Annotated in this window: 12 protein-coding genes; 10 read left to right on the top strand and 2 right to left on the bottom strand. The window is 59.4% G+C overall.

The genetic code is table 11. The features are described 5' to 3' along the window. Window positions 1-886: 886 nt before the first annotated feature. The 6 genes from C6Y32_RS14335 to C6Y32_RS14310 all read left to right on the top strand — a co-directional run bounded on the left by C6Y32_RS14335 (window position 887) and on the right by C6Y32_RS14310 (window position 9,813). Window positions 887-1,903 carry an ABC transporter ATP-binding protein gene (locus tag C6Y32_RS14335; RefSeq protein ID WP_105205960.1) on the top strand — a complete coding sequence of 339 codons (1,017 nt, stop codon included), beginning with the start codon at window positions 887-889 and terminating at the stop codon, window positions 1,901-1,903. A 3-nt stretch (window positions 1,904-1,906) separates the two neighbouring features. Next, window positions 1,907-2,614: an ABC transporter permease gene (locus C6Y32_RS14330; protein WP_105205959.1), complete on the top strand. Its 708-nt coding sequence runs from the start codon at window positions 1,907-1,909 to the stop codon at window positions 2,612-2,614. A gap of 52 nt (window positions 2,615-2,666) precedes the next feature. Continuing rightward, the gene (locus tag C6Y32_RS14325; RefSeq protein ID WP_105205958.1) at window positions 2,667-4,130 is read left to right on the top strand and encodes a GldG family protein; all 1,464 of its coding nucleotides are present in this window, start codon (window positions 2,667-2,669) and stop codon (window positions 4,128-4,130) included. Continuing rightward, a complete protein-coding gene (locus C6Y32_RS14320) occupies window positions 4,131-5,513 on the top strand; it encodes a DUF4340 domain-containing protein (RefSeq protein WP_105205957.1) in 1,383 nt (460 codons plus the stop codon). It begins immediately after the preceding gene. Between the two features lie 202 nt (window positions 5,514-5,715). Then, window positions 5,716-7,896, top strand: a complete 2,181-nt coding sequence (locus C6Y32_RS14315; RefSeq protein ID WP_105205956.1) for a Tex family protein — start codon at window positions 5,716-5,718, stop codon at window positions 7,894-7,896. A gap of 213 nt (window positions 7,897-8,109) precedes the next feature. Beyond that, complete coding sequence (locus C6Y32_RS14310) at window positions 8,110-9,813, top strand: glycoside hydrolase family 13 protein (protein ID WP_105205955.1); 1,704 nt, start codon at window positions 8,110-8,112, stop codon at window positions 9,811-9,813. Window positions 9,814-9,973: 160 nt separating this feature from the next. Here the strand turns inward: C6Y32_RS14310 and C6Y32_RS14305 are convergent, their stop codons facing one another. After that, a complete protein-coding gene (locus tag C6Y32_RS14305) occupies window positions 9,974-10,717 on the bottom strand; it encodes a GntR family transcriptional regulator (protein ID WP_164998303.1) in 744 nt (247 codons plus the stop codon). 480 nt (window positions 10,718-11,197) lie between these two features. On the opposite strand from C6Y32_RS14305, the gene C6Y32_RS14300 reads away from it, so the two are divergent. The 3 genes from C6Y32_RS14300 to C6Y32_RS14290 all read left to right on the top strand — a co-directional run bounded on the left by C6Y32_RS14300 (window position 11,198) and on the right by C6Y32_RS14290 (window position 14,503). Then, the gene (locus C6Y32_RS14300) at window positions 11,198-12,118 is read left to right on the top strand and encodes a PfkB family carbohydrate kinase (RefSeq protein WP_105205953.1); all 921 of its coding nucleotides are present in this window, start codon (window positions 11,198-11,200) and stop codon (window positions 12,116-12,118) included. A 53-nt stretch (window positions 12,119-12,171) separates the two neighbouring features. Further along, the gene (locus C6Y32_RS14295; protein ID WP_105205952.1) at window positions 12,172-13,206 is read left to right on the top strand and encodes an ADP-ribosylglycohydrolase family protein; all 1,035 of its coding nucleotides are present in this window, start codon (window positions 12,172-12,174) and stop codon (window positions 13,204-13,206) included. Between the two features lie 448 nt (window positions 13,207-13,654). Beyond that, on the top strand, window positions 13,655-14,503 hold the full coding sequence (locus C6Y32_RS14290; protein WP_105205951.1) for a sugar phosphate isomerase/epimerase family protein: 849 nt from the start codon (window positions 13,655-13,657) through the stop codon (window positions 14,501-14,503). 83 nt (window positions 14,504-14,586) lie between these two features. On the opposite strand, the gene C6Y32_RS14285 is transcribed toward C6Y32_RS14290, so the two are convergent. Further along, window positions 14,587-15,477, bottom strand: coding sequence for a LysR family transcriptional regulator (locus C6Y32_RS14285; protein WP_105205950.1), 891 nt, complete (start codon window positions 15,475-15,477; stop codon window positions 14,587-14,589). Window positions 15,478-15,642: 165 nt separating this feature from the next. On the opposite strand from C6Y32_RS14285, the gene C6Y32_RS14280 reads away from it, so the two are divergent. Beyond that, window positions 15,643-16,968: a cation:proton antiporter gene (locus C6Y32_RS14280; protein WP_105205949.1), complete on the top strand. Its 1,326-nt coding sequence runs from the start codon at window positions 15,643-15,645 to the stop codon at window positions 16,966-16,968. Window positions 16,969-17,009: the final 41 nt, after the last annotated feature.

Below are 17,009 nucleotides of genomic sequence, written 5' to 3'. Positions count from 1 at the left end.
CGTTCGTCCTGAGCCAGGATCAAACTCTTTATCATAGTTGTATCTAAACAGACTCACGCCTGTCCAAATCTAGCTCATTTCAAACTCTAACGTTTAAAATTACTTGAATGATTTCTTTATCTAGAAATCTAGAATCTTGGGTTCCGTTCAAGCTTTAGTATTGTTCAATTTTCAAGGTCCGTGTGGTCCAGCGCCCCGTTTAGCGCTGTTCCTTATTCTATCATGCGGCTTCCAGTTTGTCAACACCTTTTTGAGATGTTTTTTTCGCCGGAGCTTTTCGCCCCCGCCGACAAACCTGACTGTTAGGCCATTTTCTCGGCCCCCTGTCGCTGACAGCTTGTTTATATTACCACACCCCTCGACGCCTGTCAACGCCTTTTTTACATCTTTTTTGCAAATACGACAAAAAACTTTACAAGTTATACTTGGGGTTATAAAAGGTGGGCTATGTGGGGCGATAACATTACAGAATGCAATATTTTCCTCTTTGCTGTGAGAGATCGCCTTTTGACAGAAAGTGTAAAACCTCTGCGGCCTATTATATAGGAACAAAGTTTACTTTGCAGCCTGTACACAGTCTTTTCACCTGGTGGTCACAATTGACGGCTTTCTTTGTGCAGTTAGACCGATGGGCCCCAAGAATTTTTAAACAGCACCACAAATCGGCGGTTTCTGGCCGCTTACGCATTGTGCTACTGCCGGTATTCGTTTATAATGGGAAAGAAACTTTTCTAGTTTTTTAACACATAGCGGCGGCATTTTTGCTAGGATAGAGCTATGTGCAGACAGCGCGCAGACGACCGCCGGCCGGCGGCGCTGCCGCTTTTCCATTACGATTTCGCCGCGCTGGTCTGACCGCGGCAAGAGAAAGGCACGGTTTGCAAACATGATAGAAGTCAAAAACCTCGTGAAGCGCTACGGCAAAAAAGCCGCGGTGGACGATATCAGCTTCACCATCAACAAGGGGGAGATCCTGGGCTTTTTGGGGCCCAACGGCGCCGGCAAGTCGACGACCATGAATATCATCACCGGGTATCTATCCTCCACTTCGGGTACGGTGCTGGTGGACGGGCACGACATTTTAGAGGAGCCGCTGGAGGCCAAGCGCCACATCGGTTACCTGCCCGAGCTGCCGCCTTTGTATGTGGACATGACGGTGACCGAGTACCTGAACTTCCTCTACGACCTGAAAAAGGTAAAGCTGCCCCGGGCCGAACACATCGAGGAGATCTGCAAGACCGTAAAGATCGACCACGTGGCCGGCCGGCTGATCAAGAACCTGTCTAAGGGCTACCGGCAGCGCGTGGGCGTGGCCGGCGCGCTGGTGGGCAACCCGGACGTGCTGATATTGGACGAGCCCACGGTTGGCCTGGACCCCAAGCAGATCATCGACATCCGCAATCTGATCAAAGACCTGGGCCAAAAGCACACCGTGATCCTGTCCTCGCACATCCTGCCCGAGATCCAGGCGGTATGTGAACGGGTCATCGTCATCGACAAGGGCCGGCTGGTGGCCGACGACACCCCGGACAACCTGTCGAAAGTGCTCAGCGGCTCGAGCAAGGTGACCGCGCGGGTGGTGGGCGACGAGCAGGAAGTGCTGGCGGCCATCCGCCAGCTGCCGGACGTGCAGTCGTGCACCCCGCTGGGCTCGAAAGAGGCTGGCTCGTACGAGTTTTCTATCGAGCCCAAAGAGGGCAAAGACGTGCGCGGCGCGCTGTTTGAGACGCTGTCGCGCCACGGCTGGCAGCTGATCGGCCTCAAGGGCAGCGAGATGACGCTGGAGGATATCTTCCTGCGGCTGGTGAGCGACGACGCCCAGACCAGCCAGGAAAAGACCGAGCCGGAGAAAAAGAGCCGGTTTTCCAAAAAGAGCAAAAAGCACACAGGAGGCGAAGAGTAGATCATGAGAGCCATATTCAAACGGGAATTTCGCGCCTACTTCACCTCCCCGCTGGGCTATATCTATCTGGCGGCGGTGTTCGTGTACTCGGGCATCTTGTTTTACATCAATAACCTGCAGGCCACCTCGACTGATATGCGGCCGCTGTTCGTATCGCTGTGTAGCGCGGGCATCATTTTGATCCCCATTTTGACCATGCGCCTGTTCAGCGAGGACAAAAAGCTCAAGACCGACCAGGCGCTGCTCACCGCCCCCATCACACTGAGCGAGCTGGTGCTGGGCAAGTTCCTCTCCTCCTTTGCGCTGTACCTGTGCGGCAGCGCTATCACGCTGGTATACGCGCTGTTCATGTCGGCCTTTTCGTCGGTGAGCTGGTCTATGGTGCTGGGCTGCTTTATCGGCTACGCGCTGTCCGGCGCAGCGCTGATCGCGGTGGGCATGTTCATCTCGGTGCTGACCGAAAACCAGATGATCGCCGCCATCGCCAGCTTTGTCGCATCGCTCTTCCTACTGACCTTTTTTGACACCCTGGTCAAGCAGATCCCGATGGCGGGCCTCCGCCAGGTGCTGCTGAGCCTGTCGGTGGTACAGAATTTCGCAAACTTCACCATTGGCGTCATCGACATAGCCTCGGTGGTGTTCTTTGTGAGCTTTGCCGCGCTGTTCATCTTCTTCACCGTCCGCATCATCGACAAGCGGCGCTGGAGCTGACACTGTGTACCCGCGCGTGCGCAAACAAGACATTTACGGAGGAATCTAACTGATGAAACAACCCAAAACGGCAAAAAGCAGGAAATTTCGCTACGGAAGCTTTGCCACCCTCCTCACCGTCGGCGTCATTGTGCTGGCGGTAGCTGTCAACGTGGTGATGGGCCTGCTCAGCGACCGGTTCTCGCTGACGCTGGACCTGACTCCGTCCACCGCCTTTAAGCTGTCGGACGAGAGCAAAGAGGTGCTGGGCACCCTGACCGAGCCGGTGACCATCTATGTGCTCAACGACGAGAGCACCTATGTGGCCGGCAGCGGCCAGACGGGGCTGGACCCCAACTACTCGCAGGCCAACGAGATGTTTAAACTGTTTGCCGGCAACAAAAACGTGACGCTGGAGTACGTGAACATGGTCAAAGACCCGTCGTTCAAATCGAAGTTCCCCGACCTGGAGCTCAATGAAAACGACGTGATCATCTCCTCGAGCACCCGCAACGTGCACATCGGCGGCGCCGACCTGTTTAACCTGCAGACCACGGCCTACGGCAGCCGCATCATCTCCTCCAAAGCCGAGAGCACGCTGGCCTCGGGCATTTTGATCGCCACCTCGAAAGAGGCCACCAAGGTCACGGTGCTCACCGGCCACGACGAGTTCACCGCCGAGCCGCTGTCGAACCTGCTGCAGCAAAACAGCTTTGATGTGGACACCCAGAACATCGTGGGCAACAGCGACCCCATCCGCCCCGAGAGCTCGATTCTCATCCTCTGCGGCCCCAAACGCGACTTTACCGATGAGGAGATCGACAAGCTGGATACCTTTTTGACCAACGGCGGCGACTACGGCAAAACGCTCCTATACTTTGCCGACAGCGAGCAGCCCGAACTGCCCAAGCTGGAGAGCTATCTGGCCGAGTGGGGCATTACCGTAAAGCCGGGCGTGCTGTTTGAGGGCGACAACTCCCGCGTGATCCAGAGCGACCGCTTCAACACCATCGCCGACTTTACCCAGAACAGCTTTACCTCGGCTCTCATCGAGAAAAATCTGTTCCCCTCTATCCCCTACTGCGTGCCGCTGGAAGAAACCAACACCAGCGACGCCATCAAGGTGTCGACGCTCATCCGCTACGGCGACCAGGCGGGCATCTACCCCGAGGACGCCCCCAGCAACTGGAAGGCCACCGCCCAGGACATGGTGCAGTACCCCACGGCGGCGGCCATCAGCACCAAGACCATCAGCGACAAGTCCTCTTACGTGGCGGTGTTTGGCAGCGTCAACTTTATCAACGAGTCGCTGCTGGCCGAGTCGAGCCTGGGCAACGCCAAGCTGCTGACCAGCCTGGCCAACACGGTGACCGACCGCGGCGATATGGTCACCATCGAGCCCAAACGGGTCTCGGGCGGCTATCTCGACATCAAGCAGGACGAGAGCAACATGATGTTTGCGCTGTTTATCGTCATCGTGCCGGTGGCGGTGCTTGGCTGCGGCATATTCGTATACCTGCGCAGGAGGCACCTGTAAATGGGCAAAAAGCAAAAGCGTACCATTTTTTTGCTGCTGGGAGCGCTGCTGGTGGTAGCAGCGGCTATAGCCGTGCTGCTACTGCTCCCCGAAAAAGAGGAGGGGGGGCAGGATGGGCCCTCGGTCGTGCTGACTGATCGGCCGGTAGACGAGGTGGCCTCGCTGGCGGTAGAGAATGAAAAGGGCAGCTATCAGTTTATACAGGCAACTACCGGCAGCTGGCAGGTGCCGTCACTGGGAGATATCCCCCTGGGCAAAAATAAGATCTACGAGTGCTCAAAGACCGCGGCCAAGATCAGCGCCACCCAAAAGGTGAGCGACAGCGCCGACGACAATGCCAAGTACGGACTGGACCAGATACAGGGTACCGCCACCGTCACCTATACCGACGGCACCAGCGTCAAGTTGGAGTTCGGCGACGAGATAGACGGCGGCGGGCGCTACTTCCGCATTGCCGGCAAAGACGCCATCTACGCCGGAAGCGCCAACGCGCTGGCCTATCTGACCGGGCAGGACCTGGACCTGATCGATCTGGAGCTGTCGCCGTACGACTCCACCTCCTCAGACAACCTGAAGCGGGCGGAGTTTCAAAATGCCAGCGGAGTGTTCGTCATCGAGAACATCCAGTCGCAGCAGGTGACCGACGGGTATGGCAACTTCTTTAAATACCGGGTCTCCGGTGCGGCACAGGGATATGTCGACCCCGCCTTCTTTGCCGAGAACTTCACCAATCTGGTGCAGTTCAGAGCCTCGAGCGCCATAGCGGTCGACCCCACGCCGGAACAGCTGGCCGGCTATGGGCTGGACGCCCCCCAGAGCTACCTGCTGCTGGGCGAAGGAGACAGCGCCATCAAGGTACTCATCGGCAGGGCCGACGGCGATATCTATTACGCCATGCGCGACGGCTATCCGGTGGTGTTCAAGCTGGCCGACTACGTGGTCAACTGGCTGGAGATATCCCCCTTTGATATCCTCAACAAATACGCCACCGCCCCCGCAATGGATCAGGTGCGCGAGGTGACGCTGGATATTGGCGGCGAAAAGACGGTGCTGGCGGTGACCGATGCCGCCACCAGGACCGGCACCTGCAACGGGCAGGCGACAGACGCCAAACTGTTTGGCGAGATGTACCAGCTGCTTTGCAGCGCCCGGCCGGAGGAACAGACCGGCAGCGCCCAAAAAGGCGAGCAGGTGGCTGCGATCACCTTTACCTATAACGACGGCAGCCAGGACGTGATGGCCCTGTTTAGTACCGAGAGCCGCAAGCTGTTGGTGCAGAAAAACGGGCAGGACCTAGGGCTTGCCCGCCGGGCGCTGTTAGATGCCCTCAAACAGGGGGCCGAAAACCTGCAGGCCGGCAAACAAGTCTCTAAACAGTGGTAGCGCATACCGGCCGCCGGCCGGCACTGCGCCCCGCTGCCCGGGCGGCAGAGCGCCCGGACCACAAGTAAAAGATCCCCCGTCGGGGGCAGAGTGATACCCGGTCGCAGGACTGGGTATCACTGTTTTTGACGGCCCGACACACCGGTGCGCCAACATAGCAACACACCAGTATACCAACACACCGCATAAAGGAGCAATGACCATGGACATCACACAGAGGCTGAGCCAGGAACTGCACATCCCACTCAAGAGTGCGGCAGCGGCCGTTGAGCTGATCGATGAGGGGAATACCATCCCTTTTATCGCCCGCTATCGCAAGGAGCGCACCGGCAATCTGGACGACCAGCTGCTGCGCCAGCTGAGCGACCGGCTGGAATATCTGCGGGGGCTGGACAGCCGCCGCGCCGAGGTAGGACAGGCCATCGACCGACAGGGGCTCATGACGGCTGCCCTGCAGGCCCAAATAGACGCCGCCACCACTCTGACCGAACTGGAGGATCTGTACCGTCCCTACCGGCCCAAGCGCCGCACCCGCGCCAGTATTGCCCGGGAAAAAGGTCTGGAGCCGCTGGCCGACTGCATTTATACCGGCAAGCGGCCAGCTGGCAGTGACGGGCCGGACCTTGAGCGGGTGGCGCTGGCCTTCACCGCCCCGCAGAACACGGCTGAAAACGCCCCCGACACCGCTCAGGCGGCCATTGCCGGGGCCATGGACATCGTGGCCGAGCAGATATCCGACAGCGCCCAGGTGCGCCACGCGCTGCGGGAGCTGCTGCTCTCTGGGGCGGCGCTGTGCTGTCAGGGCAAAGAGGGCTGCCAGGAGAGCGTGTACCGCACCTATCAGGACTTCTCGCAGCCGCTGCAGCGGCTGGCCGGGCACCAGGTATTGGCCATCGACCGGGGTGAAAAGGCCGGCCTGCTCAAGGTGTCGCTGCAATTTGACCGGCCGCGGGCGCTGGGGGCGCTACAGCGCTGCCTGCCGGGGCGGCACCCCTACAGCAGTTACCTGTACCGGGCGGCGGAGGACGCCTTTGACCGGCTGATCCTGCCCTCGGTCACCCGCGAGATCCGCACTCAGCTGACCGAGCGGGCGGTGGAGGGAGCCATCAATCTGTTTGGCCAAAATCTAAAACAGCTGCTGATGCAGCCGCCGGTGCGCCAGATGGTGACGATGGGCTTTGACCCGGCCTACCGCACCGGCTGCAAGATCGCGGTGGTCGACGATACCGGCAAGGTACTGGCCACCACCGTCGTCTACCCCACTCCGCCGCAAAAAAAGACCCGGCAGGCCGCAGAGACGCTGCTGGACCTTATCAGAAAGCACGGGGTGCGAGCCATTGCCATCGGCAACGGCACCGCCTCGAAGGAGTCGGAGATCTTTGTGGCCGACCTGATACGGGAAAACAAGTTGGACGTATCCTACCTGGTGGTGAGCGAGGCGGGGGCCTCGGTGTACTCGGCCTCCAAGCTGGCAGCCGAGGAGTTCCCCCAGTACGACGTGTCGCTGCGCAGTGCCATCTCTATTGCCCGGCGGCTGCAGGACCCGCTGGCCGAACTGGTGAAAATAGACCCCAAGAGCATCGGTGTGGGCCAGTACCAGCACGACATGCCCGCCGCCCAGCTGGATCATGCCCTGGACGGGGTGGTGGAGGATTGCGTCAACGCGGTGGGGGTGGACCTAAATACCGCCTCTCCCTCGCTGCTGCGGCGGGTGGCGGGGCTATCGCCGGCGGTGGCCAAAAACATCGTCGCATTCCGCGAGGAAAACGGCGCCTTTACCAGCCGGACACAGCTCAAAAAGGTCAAGGGATTGGGCCCAAAAGCCTTTTCGCAGGCGGCGGGCTTTTTGCGGCTGGACCCGGCGGCCGCCAAAGACCCGCTGGACACCACCGCCGTGCACCCCGAGAGCTACCCGGCAGCAAAAAAGCTGCTGGCCCTGTGTGGGTACAGCAAAAAGGACCTGCTGCACGGCGACCTGAGCCAGCTGCGGCAGCGGGCGGCGGAGCTGGGGAGCCAGGCATTGCAGCGGGAGACCGGCGCCGGCGACTACACCCTGCAGGACATGATAGACGAGCTGCTGACCCCCGGCCGCGACCCCCGCGATGAGCTGCCCCCGCCGCTTTTGCGCAGCGACCTGATGGATATCGCCGATTTAAAGCCGGGCATGCAGCTGCAGGGGACGGTGCGCAACGTCATCGACTTTGGCGCCTTTGTGGATATCGGGGTACACCAGGACGGGCTGGTGCACATCTCGCGGCTGTCCAAGTCGTTTGTCAAGCACCCGCTGGACGTGGTGAAGGTGGGCGACATCGTGACGGTGTGGGTGCTGGAGGTGGATACCGGACGCGGGCGCATATCGCTGAGCATGGCGGGCCCCGACTGACGAGCGTCAACGCCGAGAGCGCACAAAAACCACTAAAAAAATACCGTCCCGCCTTGTCAAATCGGCGGCGGGTCACTATACTAGAGGTGTGTCGGCCTTTATCGTTTCCCGGCGGTAGAAAAGGGCCGAAAAGGAGCATGTGCTTTTCTATTTTTCACCTGCGGCAAAATCTCTTCCCGCCGCACGGATTATCGCCGGAGAAATGGAGAACCCATGAACGAGAGACTTAAACGCGAGGAAAAGTGGTGGCGCAACGCCACCGTGTACCAGATCTACCCCCGCAGCTTTTTCGACGCTAACGGCGACGGCGAGGGCGACCTGGCCGGTATCACCGCCAAGCTCGACTACATCAAGAGCCTGGGGGTCGACGTGGTGTGGTCCTGCCCCTACTTCGTGTCGCCCAAGGCCGATAACGGTTACGACGTGGCCGACTACCGGGATATCGACCCCGCCTTTGGCACCATGGAGCAGTGGCGGGAGATGGTGGACGGCGTGCACCGGCGGGGCATGCGATTTGTGATGGATTTTGTGGGCAACCACACCAGCGACGATCACCCCTGGTTTCGCCAGGCCTGCCAGTCAAAAGACAGTCCCTACCACGACTACTACATCTTTAAGCCCGGACGGGCAGACGGCAGCGAACCCTCGAACTGGATGTCGGTGTTCGGCGGCAGCATGTGGGAGAAAAACCCCGCCACCGACGAGTACTACCTGCACACCTTTGCGGTCAAACAGCCCGACTTAAACTGGGAAAACCCCAAAGTGGTGGATGAAGTGGTGGACATCATGCGCTTCTGGATCGAGCTGGGAGTGGACGGGTTTCGCCTCGACGCCATCAACTACCTCTACAAAGAGCCCGGCTACCCCGATGTGGAGCCGCTGCCCGGTTCCAAGTACGGTTTTGCCACCGAGCACTACGCCAACAAGCCCCGGGTACACGAGCATTTTAACACCCTGAACCGGCGGGTATTCTCTAAATACGGGGCCATGACGGTGGCGGAAGTGGCCTATGTGGACATGGACACCGCCCGCGGCTACTGCGGCCCCGACCGTCAGGAGCTGGACATGCTCTACCCCTTTGATATCCTCAATGTCGACCAGGAGGGGTTTGACAAATTCGCCCCCAAGCCGCTGGATCTGCCGCTGCTCAAGTCGGAACTGGCCCGCTGGCAGACCGGCCTGCACAATAGCGGCTGGCTGGCGCTGTTTATGGGCAACCACGACCAGTGCCGCGCCGTGAGCCGCTTTGGCGATGACGGCAAGTACTGGAAACAGTCGGCCAAAATGCTGGCCAACTGCTTTTACATGATGCAGGGCACCCCCTACATCTTCCAGGGCGACGAGATCGGCATGACCAACGTCCACTACGACAGCGTGGATAAATTCCGCGATGTCGAGGTGTATAATACCTACCGGGAGCACGTGATCGAGGGCGGCGAGGACCCGCAGAAATGGCTGCAGCTGTTCTGCGACCGGGCACGCGACAACGGCCGCACCCCCATGCAGTGGGACGACAGCAAAAACGCCGGCTTTACCACCGCCGACGAGCCCTGGATCGAGGTGGTAGACAACTACCCCCGCATCAACGTGGCGAGCCAGGAGAAAGACCCCGATTCGATCTTAAACTTCTACCGGGAGCTCATCGCCAAGAGAAAGCAGTGGGACGTGATCGCCTACGGCGACTTTGCCCTCCTGCAGCCCGACAGCACCGAGCTGTTTTGCTACACCCGCCACTGCGACGGCCAGGACCTGCTGTGCGCCAACAACTTTACCGACCACGAGGTCAGCTTTGACCTGCCGGCGGCGTTTACCAGCGAAAATGTCACCGTCCTGCTGCAAAACTACCCCGACTTAGCGCTGTCTGGCACCGTGACGCTGCGCCCCTACGAGTGCTTTACCCTCATCTGCGGCGACTAGTTCGCTTTACCGCCATTTAGGGCGCGTACAGATCTGCAAATTAAAAAGGGAGTATTCCACATCTTTTTACAGAGTGTGGGATTCTCCCTTTTTTGTTTTTCTCTTTTGTTGTGGCTATTTGGATCGGCGGCAACCGCACCATTTTTTGTTTACGACATCGCTACAGGCTGTAGCCGAATTTAAAGCGCACCCGGTCCCCCACCCACAGCGTGGCCGAGTGCTCCAGTGCGCGGCCATCCTGCAGGTAGGCGGTGCCTTTGAGCAGCAACAGGCTGCTCTCGCGGGTGATCTGCAGCTGCTGGGCCTCGCTGGCGGTGGGGGCTACCACCTCCAGATAGTCCTCCACCCGCGAGGCCTGCAGCCCATAACGGCGGTACAGCTGGGGGGAGATGCGCCCCTGGGGCAGCGGGCTGTCGCCCAGCCCCGGCACCAGCTGCTGCGGCAGCCAGGAGCAGGAGAGCGCCACCGGCCGGCCCTCCAGCAAAAACAGGCGGCGATAAAACACTGCCGATTCCTCCAACACAAAGCCGGTGCGGCTGTCGGCCAGCTGCCCGGCGGCCAGCTGTCGGCAGCACAGCACCTGTGCCGTGAGGGATACCCCTTCTCCGGCAAAGCGCTGGGAGGAGGTAAGCGTGTAGTCCATGGCGTGCACGAACGGCACCGCCCGCCGGGTGAGAAAGCTGCCTTTACCGCGGCGCTTGACGATGAGACCGTCTTTCTCCAGCTCGGCCAACGCCTGACGCACGGCGATACGGCTGACCCCATATTGGGCGGTGAGCTGATTTTCAGAGGGGAGCTTGTCCTCCGGTCCCCAGCGACCGGAGGCGATCTTCGCCCGCATATCCTGGGCGATCTGGTAGTACAGAGGGGTAGGATCATTTTTATCGATACCGACGGCTGCCATAAAGAGCCTCCTCATTTTGTAGGTTTGATGGCGGCAGAGATGCTCTCGACCGGCCAGTGCCAACTGAACCGCTAAACTTTTTCGCAGTAGCGCACAGCACCGCCGGATCTGCGGATGCCGGCACTATCGGGTAAAGGCAAAAGCACACGCACAAAAAAGTGCTTGCCAGGCGGTGCAGTCATATGTCTACACACCCCAGCTGAACGCAAAAGTCACCGAGTAATTTTATAACACGAGCGCCCAAGATCTGCGGCTTTGGGGGCAACCGCACAGCTGGCGATAGACAGCTGCCGGCGTTTTTAAAAAATGTACTGTATGGGGGCCCTGCATCCCATACAGAGAGTGGCCTTGGCCGCGGTATGCCGCATATCGGCTATTTTTTATTATGGCAGAACACACCAGAAAATGCAATGCGGGCATTGACAGTCGGCCCCAACTTGTGCTATTCTTAATACAAGTTAACCAGCAGGAGGTGTTCATATGTCCTGTATCTCGATCGTGGGGGCGGCCGCCGTATACGACTGGGCCTATACGGTAGATGCTCTGCCCCGGTTTGGGGATATCGTATTTATCGATCAGCCCTGTCAAAAACCGCTGTTTGGCGGCTGCGCCATCAACATGGCCGTGGGCTTTGCCCGGCTGGGCGGTTTTACGCCGCGGCTGTTCTATCCGGTGGGAAACGACTTCTGCTATCCCCCCGGCCAAAATCCCTTTGAGCAGCAGGGGGTCGACTGCCGGCAGTTGGTACACGTGCCCGATGTGCCCAGCGGTTTTGCCCACCTGTACATGCAGCCCGACGGCACCACCATGTGCTTTGCCTACCCCGGCGCCAGCGCCGTGGCCCGCTACCGGCAGCCTGCCCAGCTCGACGACTGGGTGATCGTCACCCCGGTGTTGGGCGATTTCTGTACCGATTTGCTCGAGCAGGCGGTACAGCAGGGCAAAAAAGTGGTCTTCTCCGGCATTACCGGCCCGGCGCTGCTGTCCTGGCTGCCTGCGGCAGCGGCGCTATTTCTCAACAGCCACGAGCTACACCTGCTCATGCAGGCCGGAGGCTTTAGCGGTCCTGCCCAACTGCAGGCACAGTACCCCGATCTGCTGCTGTTCGTCACCGACGGGGCCCGCGGCAGCACAGTGTGGCAACAGGGGTTTGACACTCCGGTACCGGTTGCCCGCCCACAGCAGGTGACCGAGTCGACCGGCGCCGGTGACTCGTTTGCCACCGGTACGGTGCACGCGCTGATGCGCGGCAGCGACCCGGTGACCGCCGCCCATTTTGGGGCGGTGGTGGCCAGTTTTGTGGTAGAGCAGCTGGGAGGGCAAACAGGTCTGCCCTCAGCCGCTATGGCCCGCGACCGGTTCGCGCAGCAGTTTTCGCACCTGCTGCCCCGCCTGCACTGACTTATTTTGCACACGCCATCCATTTATATAGAGACCAGAAAAGGAGCAGCGATATGAGCGAACATTTGAACCTGTACGACCGTGTACTGGGCAGCATTTACGGGGTAGCTGTAGGCGATGCACTGGGCATGGCCACCTCGTTTTTGACCCCTGAACAGATCAGAGAACAGTTTGGCGACTGGGTCGATACCTTTCACGACCCCGAGCCCGGCCACATCTTCCACGACGGCCTAAAAGCCGGCGAGTACACCGACGACACCGAGCAGACGGTGGCCATCATGAACTCCTTCATCAAATACCACAAGGTGGTGCCCGAAGATATCGTCAGTGAGATACTGGCCTGGGCCGAGCGGGTAAAAGATAAATACGCCTCTCCCCTGGGCCCCAGCACCGAGCGGGCACTCAAATCAATCAAGGCCGGCGGCTCTTATGAGGATACAGGCAAACGCGGCAACACCAACGGTTCGGCCATGCGTATCGCACCGGTGGGCATCGTGCACGGTATTTTGGGCTCCACCCTGCAGGAGATGATGCCCGATCTGGTGCTGGTGTGCAAGCCCACCCACAACACCCCAGCCGCCATCGGCTCGGCGGCGGCCATCGCCTGGGGCATCGCCAAAGCTATTCAGGGCGAGAGCGACTACCGGGCACTGCTCGATGAGATGGTCACCGCCTGTATAGAGGGCGAAAAGTACGGCGAGCCCTGGGTTGGCGCTCGGGTCTCTACCCGTATGAAGTGGGCTATCGACACCGCCCTGCACGCCACCGACGACCGCCAGACCATGCGGGAGCTGTACGAAATGATCGGCGGCTGCGATCTGTGCGCCGACAGCATCCCTCTGGCGGTGGGTATGTACGCGCTGGCTGGCGGCGATACCATAAAAACGCTGGAGTACTGCGTCAACTGCGGCGGCGACTGCGACACCAACGCCTGTATGGTGGGCGCTATTGCCGGAGCCGTGGGCGGGGCCGGTTCCTTCAGACCCGACTGGATCAAGACGGTGGAGGAGAAAAACCCCACCGACTATAAAGACTACGCTCAAAAGATGATCGAGGTAGCCGGGCAGTGGGAAAAAGCGACTTTTTGATCCACCTCGTATAGTCAGACCAATAAAGAGAAGCAGGTCATTTTATACCGAACATAACAAAAAGCAGGTGTTTGCGACAATGTTTTTGTGCACACCTGCTTTTTTGCTGCTATACTATAAGTGGCAACGGCCCGTATGGTCCTGTCTTTCGGCGTTGCTGGCCGCTGCCGACCCAAGGTCTGTTCACTGTCCTTTGCTACTCGGTCAAAGACCGGTACCAGGCGAAAAACAAACCTGTAGTTTTTGATCTTTGCCGCCCGGCGGCCCCTGCACTCTATGCCGTCTCCGCCAGGCGATCGGATCTCGGCCTCCTCTCTACCGGTAACGCCCCGGCTGGTATGCAGACACTTCCCGTAACGGTACACCGCTGCCCGTGCAGCTGACATAAACCACATTTTACTTTTGCCGCTGCTCAAACCGGCTGCGGCACCATTAAGGAGGTCTTGTTGTGAAACTCGGCATACACACGCACGCCTGGGGCGGCCATTTTGGTGGCGATACTCTGTACATCATCGACCGCTGCAAACAGCTGGGGATGGACTTTATCGAGTTCCCGCTGATGGAGATCGATGCCTTTGACCCGGTTGCGGTAAAGGCGCGACTGGAGGGCGCCATCGAGCCCACCTGCTCCACCATCATCCCCGATCCCCACTGGGACATCGGCTCTGAGGACCCCGCCTGCCGCCAGCTGGGCATCGACTTTTTAAAGGGCTGTATCGACAAGACCCGCGACGTGGGGGCCACTGTGTTCTCGGGCATGTGCTACTGCCTGCCCTCTAAGCAGGTGCCGCCGGGCTACGATCCGCGCGCCGAGCGCAGTCGCTGTGCCGCCGCCGTAAAAGAGATCGCCCGCTACGCCGCCCAGTTCGGCATCACCGTGGGCATCGAACCGGCCAGCCGGTTTTCTAATCACCTGGTAAACACCACCGGGCAGGGACTCGACTTTTTAGCCGAGGTGGACGAGCCCAACACCATCCTGCACCTGGACAGTTTCCACATGTGTTACGAGGAGCGCGACTTCTATAAAGCGGTGGTGGCCGCCGGCGACAAGCTGGGCTATTTCCACATGTGCGGCAACGACCGGGGCCGACCCGGCTACGACGACATCATCGACTGGGACGGCGTGTTCCACGGCTTTTTGCAGGTGGGCTTTAACGGCTACCTGGGTTTCGAGGGGTTTGATACCACCTGTAAGTACATCTACCGCGATATCATCGGCAACCCCGACGACTTTGCCCGCCAGAGCATGGCCTTCGCCGACGAGATGCTCAAAAAATACGGGTATACCCGGGGGTAGGCACGCATCTGTGCAAATAAAAAAGAGGGCAGGCACCAGATCGAGGTGCCTGCCCTCTTTTTTATTCGGCGGTACTGGGCCCCCTACACCACATACCCGTTATACAGCTCCCGCAGCTCCTCTGCCACCTCGGGGTGGGCAAAGTCTTTGCGGTACACCATGTTCACCTTGCGCACCATGCTGGCATTTTCGATGGGCAGCACTGCCAGCTTACCTTTGCGCTGCTCCTGTATGCAGGCGCTGTGTCCGATCACCGATACCCCCAGCCCCTGCTCCACCAGCTCTTTGATGGTGGCCACGTTGTCCATCTCGATCATCACGTTGTAGTCCTGGATGGTGTGAAAGTTCCCCAGCAGATAGCTCTCAAACAGCTTGCGGGTCCCCGCTCCTTTTGAGCGCAGGATGAACCTCTCCCCCTGCAGCTCCTCCAGCCGCACGCTGGCCCGGCCGGCAAAAGGATGGTCGGCCGGCGCGATGAGGCAGAGGTAATCGGTGTCCAGCAGCACCGATATCAGGCTGTCGTCCGACAGCTCCCCCTCGATCACGGCCAGGTCCACCTCAAAGGTTCGCAGCAGGTCGTGGATATCTTTGAGTCCCGCTGTCTGGATGTGCATGTGCACGTCCTGGTGGCGCCCGCAGTAGGCCGCCATCACCTGGGGCACCAGGTGTTCGCCCACCGTGGGGGTGATGGCCACCGACAGATGGCGGATGTTTTTCTGCCGGTCCAGGATGGCCTGCCGCGCCGCTGCCGCTACCGCCACCGCCCGCCGGGCGTACTTTTCGAGCACCGCCCCTTCGGGAGTGAGCAACAACTTTTTTTTGCTCTTATAAAAAATCTTTATGCCGTAGCTCTGCTCCAGCTGCCTTATGTGGTTGCTCACCGCCGGTTGGGTGAGCGATAGCATTTTAGCCGCCTCTGTAAAGCTTCCGGTGGAGATCACCGTCAATAACGTGTGTATTTTCGCCTCTACCATCTCTGCTCCCCCCTCATTTTGACCTGTCTTTTTTATAGTCGACGCTTTTATCCACCCTATTATAAATTTATTTTATATTATATGCAAAAATCTTAATTTGATTTTATCACTGATTTTACATAAAATCAACAGTAGACAATTTTCAAGAAGGGATGTGCAGAAATCATGGCAAAATGGCTATCTTCCTTAAGTGGTTCAGCCGCTGTCATCCTCTGCCTGGCCATCATGCTGATCGCTGGCTTTCTGATGACCCGGCTGACAAAAAAATGCAAACTGCCCAACGTGACCGGCTACATCTTCGCCGGTATCATTTTAGGCCCCTACCTGTTGGGGGCCATTCCTCAGCAGACCATCGCCAACATGAGCTTCGTCACCGATATCGCCCTGTCGTTCATCGCCTTTGGGGTGGGCCGTTACTTTAAGCTGGAGGCCCTTAAGCGCAGCGGCAAGCAGGTGCTCATCGTCACCCTGTTCGAGTCGCTGCTGGCCGGGGTGGTCATCACGCTGGCCATGATCTTCATCTTCCGGCTGCCGGTCTCGTTCTCGCTGCTGCTGGGGGCCATCGGCTGTGCCACCGCCCCCGCCTCCACCATCATGACCATACGCCAGTACCACGCCAAGGGGCCCTTTGTGGATATGATCCTGCAGGTGGTGGCCCTCGACGACGCCGTAGCGCTGATCGCCTTTAGCATCTGTACCGCTGTGGTGCAGGTACTCGATGGCGGCGGCCATATCGATCCCAGCGTATTTCTGCTGCCGGTACTCACCAACATCGCCGCTATTTTGGCCGGCGGTGCTATGGGCTGGCTGCTGCACCACTGCATCACCGAGCGCCGCTCGCAGGACCACAAGCTGGTGCTGGTCTGCGCCATGATCCTGGGCCTGTCGGGCTTATGTGCGGCGCTGGACGTATCGCCGCTGCTGTCCTGTATGGCTATGGGCACAGTGTACATCAACGTCAGCGGCAACAAAAACCTGTTTAAGCAGGTCAACAGCTTTACCCCGCCCATCCTCCTGCTCTTCTTTGTGCTCTCAGGCCTCAACCTGAATGTACCCATACTGCTGACCGCCGGCATCACCGGGGTGGGTTATTTCTTCGTGCGCATCTTGGGCAAATACGCCGGCGCCTGGCTGGGGGCGGCTGTCAGCCACGCCAGCAGCAACATCCGCAACTACCTGGGTCTGGCCCTCATCCCCCAGGCCGGTGTATCTATCGGTCTGGCCGTCTTGGGGCAGCGGCTGCTGCCGGGCAAATACGGCACGCTGCTCTCCACCATCATCCTCTCCTCGGCAGTGCTGTACGAGACTGTGGGTCCGGCCTGCGCCAAAGCCTCGCTGTTTTTATCCCACACGATCACCCGCCAGCAGGCCGAAGAGCAAGACGCCCAGGCCGCCGCTATCCAGCAGGAACACCGGCGCCCCGAGCTGCCGCTCGCCGCCCGGCCGGCCGTACAGCCCATCCCCATCGCCCACCAGCACCACCGGCCCTAACGGCGGCCAGCCAGTGACAGCACCCCAACAAAAAAGCGCTG

Origin of the sequence: Neobittarella massiliensis (ex Bilen et al. 2018) (assembly GCF_900289145.1) — a bacterium.
Lineage (GTDB): Bacteria > Bacillota > Clostridia > Oscillospirales > Ruminococcaceae > Neobittarella > Neobittarella massiliensis.
The sequence above is the reverse complement of the archived record's forward strand: the minus strand, read 5'-3'. Positions and strand labels throughout refer to the sequence as shown.

Bases quoted from the DNA above. Each gene is read 5' to 3' on its own strand.
- C6Y32_RS14330 (WP_105205959.1), top strand. From the start codon at position 1,907: ATGAGAGCCATATTCAAACGGGAATTTCGCGCCTACTTCACCTCCCCG.
- C6Y32_RS14310 (WP_105205955.1), top strand. From the start codon at position 8,110: ATGAACGAGAGACTTAAACGCGAGGAAAAGTGGTGGCGCAACGCCACC.
- C6Y32_RS14315 (WP_105205956.1), top strand. From the start codon at position 5,716: ATGGACATCACACAGAGGCTGAGCCAGGAACTGCACATCCCACTCAAG.
- C6Y32_RS14295 (WP_105205952.1), top strand. From the start codon at position 12,172: ATGAGCGAACATTTGAACCTGTACGACCGTGTACTGGGCAGCATTTAC.
- C6Y32_RS14305 (WP_164998303.1), bottom strand. From the start codon at position 10,717: ATGGCAGCCGTCGGTATCGATAAAAATGATCCTACCCCTCTGTACTAC.
- C6Y32_RS14300 (WP_105205953.1), top strand. From the start codon at position 11,198: ATGTCCTGTATCTCGATCGTGGGGGCGGCCGCCGTATACGACTGGGCC.
- C6Y32_RS14320 (WP_105205957.1), top strand. From the start codon at position 4,131: ATGGGCAAAAAGCAAAAGCGTACCATTTTTTTGCTGCTGGGAGCGCTG.
- C6Y32_RS14285 (WP_105205950.1), bottom strand. From the start codon at position 15,477: ATGGTAGAGGCGAAAATACACACGTTATTGACGGTGATCTCCACCGGA.
- C6Y32_RS14335 (WP_105205960.1), top strand. From the start codon at position 887: ATGATAGAAGTCAAAAACCTCGTGAAGCGCTACGGCAAAAAAGCCGCG.
- C6Y32_RS14325 (WP_105205958.1), top strand. From the start codon at position 2,667: ATGAAACAACCCAAAACGGCAAAAAGCAGGAAATTTCGCTACGGAAGC.
- C6Y32_RS14280 (WP_105205949.1), top strand. From the start codon at position 15,643: ATGGCAAAATGGCTATCTTCCTTAAGTGGTTCAGCCGCTGTCATCCTC.